The following is a 15,135-nucleotide window of genomic DNA, read 5'->3' as shown; positions in this document are numbered from 1 at the left end:
CGCTGTGCACCGCGTGTATACACCGTGCGTATACACACTGTGTATAGTCACCCGCATGTCCATCGGTCACACGCTCCTCGGCCTCCTGGAGGCCGGTCCGCGCCACGGGTACGACCTCAAGCGCGCCTTCGACGAGAAATTCGGTCACGACCGCCCCCTCGCCTACGGGCAGGTCTACTCGACCATGTCCCGACTCCTGAAGAACGGCCTCGTCGAGGTCGACGGCACGGAGGTCGACGGCGGTCCCGAGCGCAAGCGCTACGCCATCACCGACGCCGGCATCACCGACGTCGCGACCTGGCTCGCCCAGCCCGAGAAGCCCGAGCCCTACCTCCAGTCCACCCTGTACACCAAGGTCGTCCTCGCCCTGCTCACCGGACGGGCCGCCCACGAACTGCTGGACACCCAGCGCGCCGAACACCTGCGGCTCATGCGCATCCTGACCCAGCGCAAGCGCAAGGGCGACTTCGCCGACCAGCTCGTCTGCGACCACGCCCTGTTCCACCTGGAGGCCGATCTGCGCTGGCTCGAACTGACCTCGGCCCGCCTCGACCAGCTCGCCCGGGAGGTACGCCGATGACCCCGGCCGGCACCCTGCTCTGCGCCACCGACCTACACAAGACGTACGGCTCCACCAAGGCCCTCGACGGCGCGGCCTTCTCCGTCCACCCCGGCGAGGTCGTCGCCGTGATGGGCCCCTCCGGCTCCGGCAAGTCCACCCTGCTGCACTGCCTCGCCGGCATCGTCGCGCCCGACTCGGGCACCGTCACCTACGCCGGCCGCGAGCTGTCCGCCATGAAGGACTCCGAGCGCAGCGCACTGCGCCGATCCGAATTCGGCTTCGTCTTCCAGTTCGGGCAGCTCGTCCCCGAACTGACCTGCGTGGAGAACGTCGCCCTGCCGCTGCGCCTGACCGGCGTCAAGCGCCGGGAGGCCGAGGAGATGGCCCTGCACTGGATGGAACGGCTCCAGGTCGAGGACGTCGGCGCCAAGCGGCCCGGCGAGATCAGCGGCGGCCAGGGCCAGCGGGTCGCGGTGGCCCGCGCCCTGGTCACCCGCCCCCGGGTGATCTTCGCCGACGAACCCACCGGCGCGCTGGACTCCCTCAACGGCGAACTGGTCATGCAGCTGCTCACCGAGGCCGCCCGGTCCGCGAACGCCGCCGTCGTCCTCGTCACGCACGAGACCCGCGTGGCCGCCTACTCGGACCGCGAGATCGTGGTGCGCGACGGCCGGTCGCGGGACATGGAGCGGATCGTATGAGCACGCTCCGGGTGTGGACCCGCGACCTCGCGATGGGCGCCCGCTTCGCCTTCGGCGGCGGGCGCCAGGGATGGACCCGCACCCTGTTCACCGGTGTCGGCGTCGGACTCGGCGTCGCCCTCCTGCTGATCAGCACCGCGATACCGGGCGCGCTCTCCGCCCGCCACGACCGCGCAGACGCCCGCTCCACGCTGGGCTCCGCCCGCGTCGAGGCCGCCGGCCCGGACACCCTGCTGGTCGCCACGGTCAACCAGACCTACCACCGCCAGGACATCGAGGGGCTGATGCTGCGGGCGGAGGGCCCCCGCGCCCCCGTCCCGCCGGGGCTGCGGGCGATCCCCGGCGCGGGCGAGATGGCCGTCTCCCCCGCCCTGGGCCGCCTGCTCGCCTCCCCCGAGGGGACGCTGCTGCGCGAACGCCTCGACGCCCGGATCGTCGAGACCGTCTCCGACGCGGGCCTCACCGGCCCGGCCGAGCTCCTCTTCTACCTCGGCAGCGACACCCTCGCGGCGGGCGGACCGGGCGACTACCGGACCAGCCGGATCAACGCCTTCGCCCAGGCCGACGCGAGCCGCGACCTCGACCCGGTGCTGATGCTCCTGGTCGTCCTGACCTTCGTCGCGCTGCTGATGCCCGTCGGCGTGTTCGTCGCCGGCGCCGTCCGCTTCGGCGGCGAGCGGCGCGACCAGCGGCTCGCCGCGCTGCGCCTGGTGGGCGCCGACGCCCTGATGGTGCGTCGGATCGCGGCCGGCGAGGCCCTCGCCGGGGCGCTGGTCGGGCTGGTGCTCGGCGTGGGCTTCTTCCTGGCGGGCCGCGCCCTCGTGGGGTCGTTCTCCTTCGACCAGCGCAGCGTCTTCCCCGCCGACCTCGACCCCGCCCCGTGGCTGGCCCTGCTGGTCGCCGTGGCCGTCCCCGTGGCGGCCGTGGCCGTCACCCTGCTCACCCTGCGCCGGGTGACCATCGAACCGCTGGGCGTCGTACGGACGACCAAGGCGCGCCGGCGCCGGATCTGGTGGCGCCTGCTGCTGCCCCTGGCGGGGCTCGCCCTGCTCGTCCCGCTGACGGGACGCGGCAACGACCACGGGCGCTTCGGCGAGTGGCAGGTCAGCGGCGGCGTGGCGCTGCTGCTGGTCGGCATCACCGCCCTGCTGCCGTGGGTGCTGGAGCGGATCGTCGGCCGGCTCCCGGGCGGACCCGCGTCCTGGCAGCTCGCGGTGCGACGGCTCCAGGTCGACAGCGCCGGCGCCGCCCGGCTGGTCAACGGCATCGCGGTCGCGGTCGCCGGGGCCATCGCCCTGCAGATGCTCTTCACGGGCGTCGAGGGCGAGTACCAGAGGACGACCCGCCACGACCCGAACCGCGCGACGATCTCGGTCCTGCTGCACTCGGGCACCGAGTCCACGATCGACACCCTCGCCGGGGAACTGGCCTCCGCCCCCGGCATCACCCGCACCGTCCCCCTCAGCACCTTCCAGGCCGCGCGGACGCCCTCGTCCGACGGAGCGCCCCTCCAGGTCACCGTCGGCACCTGCGACGCGCTGCGCGAGGTCGCCGAGATCGGCTCCTGCGCGGAGGGCGACGCCTTCGCCCTGAGCGGCGGACCGCTGCCCGAACCCGGCGAGAGGCCGATCGCGGCCGGCGACCGGCTGTACGCGGGCAACGTCGGCGGCCACCACGCCGCGGGCCTCCCGGACCAGAAGCCGGTGCAGTGGACCTTCCCGGCGAACCCCCGTACGGTCGCCCCGCGCGAGGACCCCGTCGGCTCCCTGCGCGAGGGGCTGCTCGTCACCCCGTCGGCGGCCCCGAAGGGCCTGGGGTTCTGGCAGTCGGCCCAGATCTTCGTCCAGGCCGACGAGGCCCTGCCGGACGCCCTGGACCGGGCCCGCAACGCCGCCTTCAAGGCGGACCCGTTCGCGACGGCCATGACCCTGCGGCAGAGCGCGCCGGACGACACGTACTCCACGATCCGCGTCGGGCTGTGGTTCGGCGCGACCGGGGTGCTGATCCTGATCGGCACGAGCCTGCTGGTGTCCCAGCTGGACCAGCTGCGCGAGCGGCGCCGGCTGCTCGCCGCCCTGGTGGCCTTCGGTACCCCGCGCTCGACGCTGGCCCTGTCCGTGCTGTGGCAGGCGGCCCTGCCGGTCGCGCTCGGCCTGTTCCTCGCGACCGGTGTGGGTCTCGCGCTGGGCGCGACCCTGCTGCGGATGGCGGCCCGGCCGCTGCACGTCGACTGGCCCTCGGTGGCGGCGCTGACCGGCGCCGGCGCGGGCATGGTCGCCCTGGTGACCCTGCTGGGCCTGCCGGTGCTGCTGCGCCTGACCCGCCCGGACGGCCTGCGCACGGAGTGACGCCCGCCCCGCCGTACGCCCGCTCCCGACGGGTCCTAGGGTCTGTCGTCAAACTCCTGTCGTCGCCCGGAGGGCGGCCCCGCGGCGTCTGGTGCGTGCTCTCGGCGTGCCGGGCGGAAGCCCGCGTACCGGTCGTACTCGGTCTTTCGCCCGGTGCGGCGAGAGCGCGTGCCAGGCGTCGCGGGGCAGACAGGAGTTTGACGACAGACCCTAGTCCGTGGGCCACACCGGGAGCGGGCGTACGGCTTCGCGCAGGGCGCACGCGATGGCCCGGAACTCCTCCTGGCGGGCGGTGCCGGTCCGTATGGCCAGGGCGATCCGCCGCGAGGGGGCCGGCTCCGCGAAGTACCCGGTGGCCAGGTGCTCGTTGCGGGCGGTCTCCAGGCGCAGCGCCGTGCGGGGCAGCAGGGTCACCCCGAGGCCGCCGGCGACGAGTTGGACGAGGGTGGACAGTCCGGCGGCGGTGGTGGTGACGTCGGCGCCGGTGGTGCGGCCGGCCTCGCGGCAGATGTCGAGGGCCTGGTCGCGCAGGCAGTGGCCCTCGTCGAGCAACAGCAGTTGCAGGCCGCGCAGTTCCTCGCGGGGGATGTCCCGGCGCCCGGCCAGCGGGTGCTCGCGCGGGGCCAGCAGGACGAAGTCCTCGTCGAAGATCGGCAGTTCGGTGACCCCGGAGACCCCGAGCGGGACGGCGAGCAGCAGCAGGTCCAGGCGGCCGGCGGCCAGCCCCTCCAGCAGCGAGGCCGTCTGTTCCTCGTGCACCTGGAGGTCGACGCGGGGGTAGCGCCGCCGGCAGAGCCCGAGGACGGTCGGCAGCAGGTACGGGGCCACGGTGGGGATCACCCCGAGGCGCAGCACTCCGGTGAAGGGGGCGCGTACCGCCTCCGCCTCCTCCAGGAGCCCGCCCACGGCCTCCAGCACGCCCCGCACCCGTACGGCGATCCGTTCGCCGGCGGGCGAGAGCAGCACCTTGCGGGTGGTGCGCTCCAGCAGTTGCACCCCGAGGGCCTCCTCCAGCGCGGAGACGGCGCCCGAGAGGGCCGGCTGGCTCATTCCGATGGCCGCGGCGGCGTCGCGGAAGTGCAGGTGCTCGGCGACGGCGGCGAAGGCGCGCAGCTGGGCCAGCGTCGGCTGCTTCGGTCCTCTATTACTCACAGCCACTGATAGGTATCTCCGATCGCTCAACGCAAGGGTAGCTATTTCTGTAATCAATGCAGCTGTGTCAGCATGTGAGATACGTCCAACCCCCTCGGAAAGCCCACAAAAGGGTCACTTTCCATTCCGCAAGGAGAGTTCGTGCTCACTGTCGGTGACAAGTTCCCCAGCTACGACCTGACCGCCTGCGTCTCCCTCGAAGCCGGCAGCGAGTTCGCCCAGATCGACCACAAGACCTACGAGGGCAAGTGGCGCGTGGTCTTCTTCTGGCCGAAGGACTTCACCTTCGTCTGCCCGACCGAGATCGCCGCCTTCGGCAAGCTGAACGAGGAGTTCCAGGACCGCGACGCCCAGATCCTCGGCGTCTCCGGCGACTCCGAGTTCGTCCACCACGCCTGGCGCAAGGACCACGCCGACCTGCGTGACCTGCCCTTCCCGATGCTGGCCGACTCCAAGCACGAGCTCATGCAGGCCTGTGGCGTGCAGGGCGAGGACGGCTTCGCGCAGCGCGCCGTCTTCATCGTCGACCAGAACAACGAGATCCAGTTCTCGATGGTGACCGCCGGTTCCGTGGGCCGTAACCCCAAGGAGGTCCTGCGGGTCCTCGACGCCCTGCAGACCGACGAGCTGTGCCCCTGCAACTGGACCAAGGGCGAGAACACCCTCGACGCCGGCGCCCTGCTGGCCGGTGAGTGACGGATGTCCCTCGACACCCTCAAGTCCGCCATACCGGACTTCGCCAAGGACCTGAAGCTGAACCTCGGCTCGGTCATCGGCAACCAGGACACCCTGACGCAGCAGCAGCTGTGGGGCACGGTCCTGTCCTGCGCCATCGCCGCCCGGTCCCCGCGCGTCCTGCGTGAGCTGGAGCCGGAGGCGAAGGCCGCGCTGACGCCCGAGGCGTACGCGGCCGCCAAGTCCGCCGCCGCGATCATGGCGATGAACAACGTCTTCTACCGCACGCGCCACCTGCTCTCCGACCCGGAGTACGGGACGCTGCGCGCGGGCCTGCGGATGAACGTCATCGGCAACCCCGGCGTGGAGAAGATCGACTTCGAGCTGTGGTCGCTCGCGGTCTCCGCGATCAACGGTTGCGGCCAGTGCCTGGACTCGCACGAGCAGGTCCTGCGCAAGGCCGGCGTGGACCGGGACACGGTCCAGGAGGCCTTCAAGATCGCTTCGGTGATCCAGGCCGTCGCCGTGACCCTCGACGCCGAAGCCGCCCTGGCCGACGCGTAGTCACCCCTCGTACGCCCGTACGGACGAAGGCCCCCGCAGCCGACACCGGCCGCGGGGGCCTTCGCGCGCCGCGGGTCGCGGCCGGCGCGGGCTGCGGGCGTGGCGTCCGGATTTGTGCGGGGTCGTCGGGCCATGATGACGCGGTGCGACTTGATCACGTGTCCTATGCCGTGGCCCGCGACAGCTTCGTGTCGACCGTCCAGTGGATCGGATCGGCCCTCGGAGCCGGGTTCGTCGACGGGGGCGTGCACCCGCGGTTCGGCACCCGCAACTTCATCCTCCCGCTGAGCGGCGGCACCTACGTCGAGGTCGTCACCACCCTCGACCACCCCGCCGCCGACCGCGCCCCCTTCGGCCAGGCCGTCGCGCGGCGCGCCGCCGAGGGCGGCGGCTGGCTCGGCTGGGTGGTCTCCATCGACGACATCGCCCCGGTCGAGGCCCGCCTCGGCCGCACCTCGGCCGAGGGCCACCGGGTCCGCCCCGACGGGTTCGACCTGCGGTGGAAGCAGATCGGCCTGCTGGAGCTGTTGGAGGATCCGCAACTGCCCTACTTCCTCCAGTGGTTGGTCCCCACCGAGGAGCGCCCGAGCGCCGACCCGCGCACCTCCACCAGCATCCACGGGGTCTCCATCGCCGGCGACGCCGCCTCCATCGCCGAATTCCTCGGCGAACCGGCCGACCACCCCCTCGACCAGATCGACGTCACCTGGGTCGAGGACGAGGAACCGGGCCTGGTGTCGGTCGAGTTCGCCACCGCCCACGGCACGGTCACGATCTGACCGGGGCGGGCCGCCGGCCGAAGGGGCGGTCCGGGGTTCAGGTCCCGCCGCGCAGGCGTTTCATCAGCGTGCGCACGTCCTCGATCATCGCCGAGGTGACGGCGTCCTCGTCGAGGGGGTCACCCCCGTCCCGGTACTCCTGGAGGGTGAGCGTGAAGACCGCGCCCCCGTCGAGGACCCGCAGGCGGGGCGCCGTCACGTTGCGGTCGAACAGGGCGCGCTCACCCAGGCCCGGCACCTCCTGGACCTCGATGAGCCCCGACCCGGCCTCCGGATCGCCGCTCGGGCCGGCGCCGAACTCGGGCTCGGGGTCGACCTTCTTGTGCAGCTCCACCTGGAGGCGCACCTCGTAGCCGGCCCCGCCCTCGGTCCACTGCGTGCCCATCCCGCAGTACGACCAGTCCACGCGCGGGTCCTCGCCGTGCCTGGGCCGGCCGCGTTCGAAGCGGCCGGTCAGCGCGCCGACGGCGGACAGCGGTGCGTCCTCGCAGAGGTCCTCGGAGTGCCGGTAGGCCACCTCGGGCGGCGGCGCGGCGGTGGTGAAACGATCCTGCACGGTGAGGAACCCCGCCCAGAGCGCCGAGGCGGCCACCGCCCCGCCCAGCGCCCACGCCCACGGCCGGCGGGACGCCCGTAACGGCCGCCCGGGCCCGTCGGGGCCCTCGGGGCCGTCCGGCCCGGCCGGCCCCTCGGCACCCCCGCGCGCCCCCGCGGCGGCCGGCCGCGGGGGCCACTCCCCCTCCAGCTCAGGCTCGCTGATCATCCCCGGCCTCCCGGGTGGTGACGGTCGTGGCCGTCGCCCCGTGCGGCCCCGGACCGGCCGGCGCGGCGTGCCCCTGGTGGCGCTCGTAGGAGTAGGCCCTCAGGTAGCCCACCACGGTGTTGGTGACGGCGACCAGCGGTACCGCCACGACGGCGCCGCCGATGCCCGCGATCATGCCGCCGGCCGCGACGGAGAGCACCACCGCGAGCGGATGGACCCGTACCGCCCGTCCCAGGATGAACGGCTGGAGCACGTGGCCCTCGATCTGCTGCACCGCGAGCACCACGACCACCACCATCAGCGCGATGAACGGCCCCTCGGTCACCAGCGCCACCACCACGGCGAGGGCACCGGAGACCACGGCGCCCACCAGCGGGATGAAGGCGAACAGGAAGATGAACACGGCCAGCGGCACGGCCATCGTCACGTCGAGGAAGTAGAGGCCCAGGCCGATGAAGACGGCGTCGATGAGCGCGACGAGCACCGTGCCGCGCACGTACGCCGTCAGGGTCCGCCAGGCGCGCGGGCCGGCGCCCGCGACACCGGGACGGGCGGCGGCCGGCAGCAGGCCGAGCACCCAGGTCCAGATGCGCTTGCCGTCGTAGAGCAGGAACAGCGTCGAGAACATCGCCAGCAGCATGCCGGTCAGCACCTCGAACAGGACCGTCACGCCCTGGAGCCCGGCCGAGGTGATCTGCTCGGTGTTGGTGCCGATGGTCTCGCTGAGGTTCTTCGCGATGTCGTTGATCTGCTTCTCGGTCACGTGGAACGGGCTGTCGAGCGCCCAGCTCTTCAGCTCGTTGATGCCCTCGCGGACACGACTGGACAGGTCGTCCAGGTTGTCCATGACCTGCCAGACCACGAACCAGCCGACGAGGCCGATCACCACGAAGCCGAGGATCGCGGTGACGGCGGTGGCCAGCCCGCGCGGCAGCCCGAGCCGGCGCAGGCGCACCACGAACGGCTGGAGGAGGGCGGTCACCAGCATGGCGGCGGCGAAGGCGAGGACGACCAGACGCACTTCGCTGATCACCTTCATCAACACCCAGAGCATCCCGGCGAGCAGCAGCAGCCGCCAGCTGGCCTCGGCGGCCACCCGCACCCCCCAGGGGATGACGGTCACCGGATCGGGCCGCTCGGGGGCGGCGGGGGGCGCGTACGCCGACGAGCCGCCGGGTTCCCGCGCCGCGTCCGCGGCGACCGGGAGCGAGGGCGGTTCGACCGCGCTCTCGGCCTCGACCTCGGCGCGCCGCTCGTCGAGGCGCGCCTCCATGCGGCTCAGCCTGCTGCCGAGCCGACCGAGCCAGCCTGCCCTCTTCGCCATCTCATTCCCTTCCCCCCGTCCACCGCGCCGGTCGCGCTCGTACGGTCACACCCCGCACGACCGTACACGCGAGGAGCCCCGCACCGTAGGACGGTGCGGGGCTCCCCGTGGTCGACCGGGTCCGGGCTAGTACCAGTTGTTGGCCTGGTGGAAGCTCCACGCGGCGCACGGGCTGCCGTAGCGCTCGTTCATGTAGCCCAGGCCCCACTTGATCTGGGTGGCCGGGTTGGTGCGCCAGTCGGCGCCGGCCGAGGCCATCTTCGTGCCGGGCAGCGCCTGGACCAGACCGTAGGCGCCCGAGGACGAGTTCACGGCCTTGTAGTTCCAGGTGGATTCCTGGTTGATGATGTTGGAGAAGCACTGGAACTGCCCGGAGGGCACCAGCTGCCGGGCGATCTCCTTGACCTGGGCGACCGTGTAGGAGCCCTGGACGGGGAAGTCACCGGCGTCGCGGGTGGCGGACCGGCTCGCGACCTCGCCCTCCTTCTCCCGCTCGGCCTTGAGCTTGGCGTCGGCCTCTTCCTTGTCCTTCTTCGCCTTCTCGGCCTTCTCCGCCTCGGCCTTCTTGGACTTGGCGTCCTCGGCGGCCTGGAGGCGGGCGGCCTCCTCGGTGGAGCGCTTGGCGTCGGCGTCGGCCGCGTGGGCGATGCTGTCGGCCTGCTGCGCGAGGGTGGCGCTCTGGACCTGTGCCTGCTCGTCGACCGGAACCTCGGCCAGGAGCGTCGCGCCGGACGCGGTCGTCTCGAGGTCGTTCGAAGAGGAGGCGTCGCCAGTGGCGACGCCGACTACTGCGCCGACGGTGGTGACCGCGGTGGCCGAAGCCACGGCGAACCCCCGGACCGAGATCCGGCTCACACGGTGTCCTTCCAGCAGCGTCCGCAGTGACCGCGCGGGCGCGAGAGTGCCCCTTCGACACTGGTCTCCGGGGTGGTGCGATCACTGGAGACACGGGCCCGTGGGCAACTCCCCTGCGGGGGTTGCCGCGTGAAACCGGGCGGCATACGGTCATCGGCTGTGGAGTTGTGGTGCTGCGCGCATCCCTCGTCGGTACGACGGGAGATACAGGTGTGCCGTATGCGGGGCCTGACGGAAACCAGACTCTGCCGGACCCCGACGCCGCAAGGCAATTCCGCGTTGCGTGGGAAAGGTCACACCAGGGATGTCGCGTCTGTTTTCGACAAAGGGCTGTGCGACGCGACGCCGCCCGGCTAGGCTCTCGGACCTTTGCCGGGCGGCGTCAACTCATCATCCCGCTATGCGGTTTTTGACCGGTTCGGAACCGGTGCTCCGCTGTCCGGGTCAGAGCGTTTCGAGCATCTCCGTCACCAACGCGGCGATCGGGGAGCGTTCGGAGCGCGTCAGCGTGACGTGCGCGAACAGCGGATGCCCCTTCAGCTTCTCGACCACGGCGACGACCCCGTCGTACCGACCGACCCTCAGGTTGTCCCGCTGGGCCACGTCGTGGGTGAGGACCACCCGCGAGTTGGCCCCGATCCGGGACAGGACGGTCAGCAGGACGTTGCGCTCCAGGGACTGGGCCTCGTCCACGATCACGAAGGCGTCGTGCAGCGAGCGACCGCGGATGTGCGTGAGCGGGAGGACCTCCAGCATCCCCCGGTTCAGCACCTCCTCGATGACCTCGCGCCCGGCGACCGCCGAGAGGGTGTCGAAGACCGCCTGCGCCCAGGGGCTCATCTTCTCGGACGCGTCACCGGGCAGGTACCCGAGGTCCTGGCCGCCGACCGCGTACAGCGGCCGGAAGACCATCACCTTCTGATGCTGCCTCCGCTCCAGCACCGCCTCCAGGCCCGCGCACAGGGCCAGCGCCGACTTGCCGGTGCCGGCCCGGCCGCCCATGGAGATGATGCCGATCTCCGGGTCGAGCAACAGGTCGAGGGCGATGCGCTGCTCGGCGCTGCGGCCGTGCAGCCCGAAGGCCTCCCGGTCGCCGCGGACCAGCCGTACGTTGCCGTCGGCCGTGACCCGGCCGAGGGCCTTGCCGCGCTCGGACTGGAGGACCAGCCCGGTGTGCACGGGCATTTCCGCGGCCTCCGGGACGTACAGCCGCTCCTCGGAGTAGAGGAGGTCGACCTGTTCGCCGGAGAGGGCGAGCTCGCTCATGCCCGTCCAGCCGGTGGCGGTGATGGCGAGTTCGGCGCGGTATTCCTCCGCGAGGAGCCCCACGGAGGAGGCCTTGATGCGCAGCGGGAGGTCCTTCGAGACGACCGTGACGTCGTAGCCCTCGGCCTGGAGGTTGCGGGCGACGGCGAGGATCCGCGAGTCGTTGTCCCCCAGCCGGAAGCCGGCGGGCAGGACGCCCGGGTCGGAGTGGTTGAGCTCGACGCGCAGGCTGCCGCCCAGATCGCCCAACGGGATGGGGGCGTCGAGGCGACCGTGGCGAACCCGGAAGTCGTCGAGCAGGCGCAGGGCCTGGCGCGCGAAGTAGCCGAGTTCGGGATGGTGCCGCTTGGCCTCCAGCTCGGTGATCACCACGATCGGGAGCACGACCTCGTGCTCGTCGAATCGGGAGAACGCGTTGGGGTCTGCCAGCAGGACGCTGGTGTCGAGGACGTAGGTCCGCCTGTCGGGCAGGCGGCGCTTTGTGCTGGTCACCACGGAAGGACGTACCCCCTCGGAAGAGGTCGGGCCATGAAGACCGGACCGGTCAACGGCTCCCATGCCAGGGCCGCTTTCCGGCCCTCCAATCCGTCCGTGCGAACCGCACGCTCGTCCTGGTGCAAAGGGCCTCCCGGGCGGACGGCCCTGTGCCGTCCGCTGAGACTCGACACCCGTGGATCGGGCGTCGACCTGCCTGGGTTATGCCCTCGAACGCGGGCCGCCATGCCATGGCATATGACGGACGCTCGGTGAACCCCTGGTGAAGGCCTCGTGGGAGGGGCGGGTGTGACGCGTGGGTGTCCGGCCCGTGGTGTCCGGGTGCCGCGCGGGGAGCCGGGGGGCTCCCGTGCTCAGGTCCCGTACCGCCGGTGACGGGCGGCGTAGTCGCGCAGGGCGCGCAGGAAGTCGACCTTGCGGAAGGCCGGCCAGAACACCTCGCAGAAGTAGTACTCGGAGTGCGCGCTCTGCCACAGCATGAATCCGGACAGCCGCTGTTCGCCGCTGGTGCGGATCACGAGGTCCGGGTCGGGCTGGCCGCGCGTGTAGAGGTGCTCCGCGATGTGGTCGATGTCGAGGACCTCGGCGAGCTCCTCGAAGGAGGTGCCCTTCTCCGCGTGTTCCAGGAGCAGCGAGCGGACCGCGTCGGCGATCTCCTGTCGGCCGCCGTAGCCCACGGCGACGTTGACGAGTATCCCCTTGACGTCGTGCGTGGCCTGCTCGGCCTCCTTCAGCACGGTCTGGGTGCGCGAGGGCAGGATGTCCAGGTTGCCGACGTGGTGGACGCGCCAGCGGCCGTCCTCGGCCAGTCCCCGGACCGTGTTCTCGATGATGTTGAGCAGCGGACGGAGCTCGACCTCCGGCCGGTCCAGGTTGTCCGTGGAGAGCATCCACAGCGTGACGACCTCGACGTCCGTCTCCGTGCACCAGCCGAGCATCTCGGAGATCTTGTCGGCGCCGGCCTGGTGGCCCTGCTCCGTCGTGCCTCCGGACGCCTTGGCCCAGCGCCGGTTCCCGTCCAGGATCACGCCGATGTGCTTGGGCGACGCGTCATGGTCGAGGCGGCCTTCCACCCGGCGTGCATAGAGCCTGTACACCAGGTCGCGCAGCTTCACGATCTTCGAGCCCCTCCGTGCAATGCCCCCGTGCCGATTGCGGTCTCCCCCGAGGTCCGCCACATTACTGCGCGCCGGGATCGGGTACCCAACTCGGTCTGTCACAAGTCCGTGATAGGGAGGACATCGTGACTGATAACAATCCCTATCGGGCAGAGCCCTCCCGCTACGACTCCATGCCCTACCGGCGCACGGGTCGCAGCGGCCTCAAGCTCCCCGCCATCTCCCTCGGCCTCTGGCACAACTTCGGCGACGACCGGTCCCTGGAGTCCCAGCGCTCGATCCTGCGCCGCGCCTTCGACCTCGGCGTGACCCACTTCGACCTGGCCAACAACTACGGCCCGCCGCCCGGCTCGGCCGAGCTGAACTTCGGCAAGATCTTCGCCCAGGACTTCGCGCGGTACCGCGACGAGCTGGTCCTCTCCACCAAGGCCGGCTACCTGATGCACCCCGGCCCCTACGGCGAGTGGGGCAGCCGCAAGTACCTGCTCAACTCGCTCGACGCCTCGCTGAAGCGGATGGGAGTCGACCACGTCGACATCTTCTACTCGCACCGCTTCGACCCGGAGACCCCGCTGGAGGAGACCATGGGCGCGCTCGCGTCCGCGGTGGCCCAGGGCAAGGCGCTCTACGTCGGCGTCTCCTCGTACACGGCCGAGCAGACGGCCGAGGCCGCGCGGATCCTCACCGACATGGGCGTGCGCCCGCTGATCCACCAGCCCTCGTACTCCATGATCAACCGCTGGACGGAGGAGGACGCGCTGCTGGACACCCTGGAGGACGCCGGCATGGGCTGCATCTCCTTCGCGCCGCTCGCCCAGGGCATGCTCACCGGCAAGTACCTCCAGGGCATCCCGGAGGGCTCGCGGGCCAGCCAGGGCAAGTCCCTGAACCCCTCGCTGCTGTCGCCGGACGTGCTGCGGCGCCTGGAGGGGCTGAACGAGATCGCCGCGCGGCGCGGCCAGTCGCTGGCGCAGCTGGCGCTGACGTGGGTGCTGCGCGACGACCGGATGACCTCGGCCCTGATCGGGGCTTCGAGCGTGCGGCAGCTGGAGGAGAACGTCGCGGCACTGGCCGGCGAGCCCCTCTCGGCGGAGGAACTGAAGGAGATCGACTCCTTCGCGGTGTCCACCCCCGGCACCAACATCTGGGCCCAGCGCGGCTGACCTGCGGCGATGCCCCGGGCTTGAGGAAATCCTGAGGAAAGCGCGGGAAAAGAAAAAACGGGCCGGTCCGTGGGGGGGATACGGACCGGCCCGAGGGGGGGGTTCCACCATAACCCTTCGTAAAGCCTGATGCGTGCATCGGCGCCAAATGATTACGCTCCGAATCCGCCCAGCAGCATTCCGGTGAGGGCTCCGGCGGCCATGAAGGGGCCCAGGGCGAAACCCGTCCGGCGGGTCGCCCGGCCAAGAACCACAAGGCCGAGGCCGTACAGGGCGCCGTAGAGGAGGCCGAGGAAGGCTCCGGCGATCCATACCCCCCACCCGTACCACCCAAGAGCGACCCCCAGCGCGAGCGCCAGCTTGACGTCGCCGAGGCCCATCCCGGCCGGGTTGATCAGGTACAGCAGGAGGTACGCCGCCCCGAGCGCTCCCCCGCCCAGCAGAGCGAGCCGCCACGACCCGGCGGCGCCGGGCAGCAGGGCGGCGAGGCCGAGCAGGGCGGCCGTGGCGGCGGCGAGCGGGAGGGTGAGCACGTCGGGCAGGCGGTGCACGGCGAGGTCGACCAGGGCCAGCAGCACCAGCGCCGGGGCGAGCGCGACGAACACCGCCGTCTCGGGGCGCGGGCCCGACGCGGCCGCGAGGGCGGCGCACACCGCCGCGCCGGCCGCTCCGGCGAGGAGGCCGACCCGGCCCGCCCCGTAGCCGTGCCCCGGCGCGCGGCAGCGGGCGGGCCCGAGCCAGCCGGGGACCCGGTGCCCGTCGGGACACAGCGCGCGCCAGGGCTCCCCCGCCGGGGCGGACAGTCGGTAGACGGCGCGCGGCAGCAGCAGCCCGGCGGTCGCCCCGTACGCGACGGCGATGACGATCACGAATACCCGCACCCGCCGAAGGTAGCCCCGTCGTGATCCGCGGGACAGCCCCGCCAGGGCCTACGCTGGCCGCCATGGGGCGCTGGCGGGACGGTGGGGGCACGCTCGGGGTCGAGGTCGCCGAGGGGGGTCCGTGGGTCGAGGTGCCGCTGGAGGTGGCGGCCTCGTACCGGGCCCGGACGCGCGGCCTGCTCGGGCGCGACGGGGTCGAGGGGGCACTGCTGTTGACCCCGGCGGCGAGCGTGCACACCTTCGGGATGCGCTTCGCCGTCGACGTGGCCTATCTGGACCGGCGGCTGCGGGTGTTGGCCGTGGTCACCATGCGGCCGGGCCGGCTCGGGCTGCCCCGGCCGCGCTCCCGGCACGTACTGGAGGCCGGCGCGGGGGCGATGGCCGGCTGGGGACTGCGCCCGGGCTGTCGGGTGCGCGTGGCGACGGGGCCGGACGAGGACCCGAGGACGGCTCGACCGGGGCCGGCCGGCGAGGCCGACGGGCGGTAGG

At 72.1% G+C, this 15,135-nt stretch carries 15 protein-coding genes; 8 read left to right on the top strand and 7 right to left on the bottom strand.

The genetic code is table 11. The features are described 5' to 3' along the window. Window positions 1-55 precede the first annotated feature (55 nt). The 3 genes from ACZ6ZI_RS30995 to ACZ6ZI_RS30985 are packed head-to-tail and all read left to right on the top strand — an operon-like array spanning window position 56 to window position 3,611. Window positions 56-580, top strand: a complete 525-nt coding sequence (locus ACZ6ZI_RS30995; RefSeq protein ID WP_363061985.1) for a PadR family transcriptional regulator — start codon at window positions 56-58, stop codon at window positions 578-580. Next, the gene (locus ACZ6ZI_RS30990) at window positions 577-1,263 is read left to right on the top strand and encodes an ABC transporter ATP-binding protein (RefSeq protein ID WP_469526332.1); all 687 of its coding nucleotides are present in this window, start codon (window positions 577-579) and stop codon (window positions 1,261-1,263) included. Before ACZ6ZI_RS30995 ends, ACZ6ZI_RS30990 begins: the two co-directional genes overlap by 4 nt. After that, complete coding sequence (locus ACZ6ZI_RS30985) at window positions 1,260-3,611, top strand: FtsX-like permease family protein (RefSeq protein WP_469526330.1); 2,352 nt, start codon at window positions 1,260-1,262, stop codon at window positions 3,609-3,611. The genes ACZ6ZI_RS30990 and ACZ6ZI_RS30985 overlap by 4 nt, the downstream gene beginning before the upstream one ends. Before the next feature lie 210 nt (window positions 3,612-3,821). Here the strand turns inward: ACZ6ZI_RS30985 and ACZ6ZI_RS30980 are convergent, their stop codons facing one another. Beyond that, entirely contained in the window at window positions 3,822-4,769 is a 948-nt protein-coding gene (locus ACZ6ZI_RS30980; protein ID WP_469526325.1) for a hydrogen peroxide-inducible genes activator, read from the bottom strand. 135 nt (window positions 4,770-4,904) lie between these two features. Here ACZ6ZI_RS30980 and ACZ6ZI_RS30975 point away from each other — a divergent pair, with 135 nt between their 5' ends. From ACZ6ZI_RS30975 to ACZ6ZI_RS30965, 3 genes are all read left to right on the top strand, one after another. After that, on the top strand, window positions 4,905-5,459 hold the full coding sequence (locus ACZ6ZI_RS30975) for a peroxiredoxin (RefSeq protein WP_469526324.1): 555 nt from the start codon (window positions 4,905-4,907) through the stop codon (window positions 5,457-5,459). 3 nt (window positions 5,460-5,462) lie between these two features. Then, window positions 5,463-6,002, top strand: coding sequence for an alkyl hydroperoxide reductase (locus ACZ6ZI_RS30970; protein WP_363061975.1), 540 nt, complete (start codon window positions 5,463-5,465; stop codon window positions 6,000-6,002). 143 nt (window positions 6,003-6,145) lie between these two features. Next, on the top strand, window positions 6,146-6,781 hold the full coding sequence (locus ACZ6ZI_RS30965; protein ID WP_469526321.1) for a VOC family protein: 636 nt from the start codon (window positions 6,146-6,148) through the stop codon (window positions 6,779-6,781). Window positions 6,782-6,818: 37 nt separating this feature from the next. Here ACZ6ZI_RS30965 and ACZ6ZI_RS30960 read toward each other — a convergent pair whose 3' ends face one another. The 5 genes from ACZ6ZI_RS30960 to ACZ6ZI_RS30940 form a co-directional block, all read right to left on the bottom strand. Continuing rightward, window positions 6,819-7,544, bottom strand: a complete 726-nt coding sequence (locus tag ACZ6ZI_RS30960) for a hypothetical protein (RefSeq protein WP_469526318.1) — start codon at window positions 7,542-7,544, stop codon at window positions 6,819-6,821. Beyond that, window positions 7,528-8,868, bottom strand: coding sequence for an AI-2E family transporter (locus tag ACZ6ZI_RS30955; RefSeq protein WP_469526315.1), 1,341 nt, complete (start codon window positions 8,866-8,868; stop codon window positions 7,528-7,530). The genes ACZ6ZI_RS30960 and ACZ6ZI_RS30955 overlap by 17 nt, the downstream gene beginning before the upstream one ends. Before the next feature lie 126 nt (window positions 8,869-8,994). Continuing rightward, window positions 8,995-9,723, bottom strand: a complete 729-nt coding sequence (locus tag ACZ6ZI_RS30950; protein ID WP_469526313.1) for an aggregation-promoting factor C-terminal-like domain-containing protein — start codon at window positions 9,721-9,723, stop codon at window positions 8,995-8,997. A 444-nt stretch (window positions 9,724-10,167) separates the two neighbouring features. Then, window positions 10,168-11,484: a PhoH family protein gene (locus tag ACZ6ZI_RS30945; RefSeq protein WP_363061965.1), complete on the bottom strand. Its 1,317-nt coding sequence runs from the start codon at window positions 11,482-11,484 to the stop codon at window positions 10,168-10,170. A 353-nt stretch (window positions 11,485-11,837) separates the two neighbouring features. Beyond that, window positions 11,838-12,599: an isoprenyl transferase gene (locus tag ACZ6ZI_RS30940; protein WP_249767575.1), complete on the bottom strand. Its 762-nt coding sequence runs from the start codon at window positions 12,597-12,599 to the stop codon at window positions 11,838-11,840. A gap of 128 nt (window positions 12,600-12,727) precedes the next feature. On the opposite strand from ACZ6ZI_RS30940, the gene mgrA reads away from it, so the two are divergent. Continuing rightward, entirely contained in the window at window positions 12,728-13,765 is a 1,038-nt protein-coding gene (gene mgrA, locus ACZ6ZI_RS30935) for an L-glyceraldehyde 3-phosphate reductase (protein ID WP_363061962.1), read from the top strand. A gap of 152 nt (window positions 13,766-13,917) precedes the next feature. On the opposite strand, the gene ACZ6ZI_RS30930 is transcribed toward mgrA, so the two are convergent. Then, entirely contained in the window at window positions 13,918-14,646 is a 729-nt protein-coding gene (locus tag ACZ6ZI_RS30930; RefSeq protein ID WP_469526310.1) for a prepilin peptidase, read from the bottom strand. Between the two features lie 62 nt (window positions 14,647-14,708). On the opposite strand from ACZ6ZI_RS30930, the gene ACZ6ZI_RS30925 reads away from it, so the two are divergent. Beyond that, a complete protein-coding gene (locus tag ACZ6ZI_RS30925; RefSeq protein ID WP_469526308.1) occupies window positions 14,709-15,134 on the top strand; it encodes a DUF192 domain-containing protein in 426 nt (141 codons plus the stop codon). Window position 15,135: the final 1 nt, after the last annotated feature.

It is taken from the genome of Streptomyces sp. NPDC103540, from assembly GCF_055584445.1.
This window is presented reverse-complemented; position numbering and strand designations above follow the sequence as displayed.

Excerpts from the sequence above, each read along its gene's own strand:
- ACZ6ZI_RS30955 (WP_469526315.1), bottom strand. The coding sequence starts at position 8,868 with ATGGCGAAGAGGGCAGGCTGGCTCGGTCGGCTCGGCAGCAGGCTGAGC.
- ACZ6ZI_RS30985 (WP_469526330.1), top strand. The coding sequence starts at position 1,260 with ATGAGCACGCTCCGGGTGTGGACCCGCGACCTCGCGATGGGCGCCCGC.
- ACZ6ZI_RS30970 (WP_363061975.1), top strand. The coding sequence starts at position 5,463 with ATGTCCCTCGACACCCTCAAGTCCGCCATACCGGACTTCGCCAAGGAC.
- ACZ6ZI_RS30995 (WP_363061985.1), top strand. The coding sequence starts at position 56 with ATGTCCATCGGTCACACGCTCCTCGGCCTCCTGGAGGCCGGTCCGCGC.
- ACZ6ZI_RS30925 (WP_469526308.1), top strand. The coding sequence starts at position 14,709 with ATGGGGCGCTGGCGGGACGGTGGGGGCACGCTCGGGGTCGAGGTCGCC.
- ACZ6ZI_RS30960 (WP_469526318.1), bottom strand. The coding sequence starts at position 7,544 with ATGATCAGCGAGCCTGAGCTGGAGGGGGAGTGGCCCCCGCGGCCGGCC.
- ACZ6ZI_RS30990 (WP_469526332.1), top strand. The coding sequence starts at position 577 with ATGACCCCGGCCGGCACCCTGCTCTGCGCCACCGACCTACACAAGACG.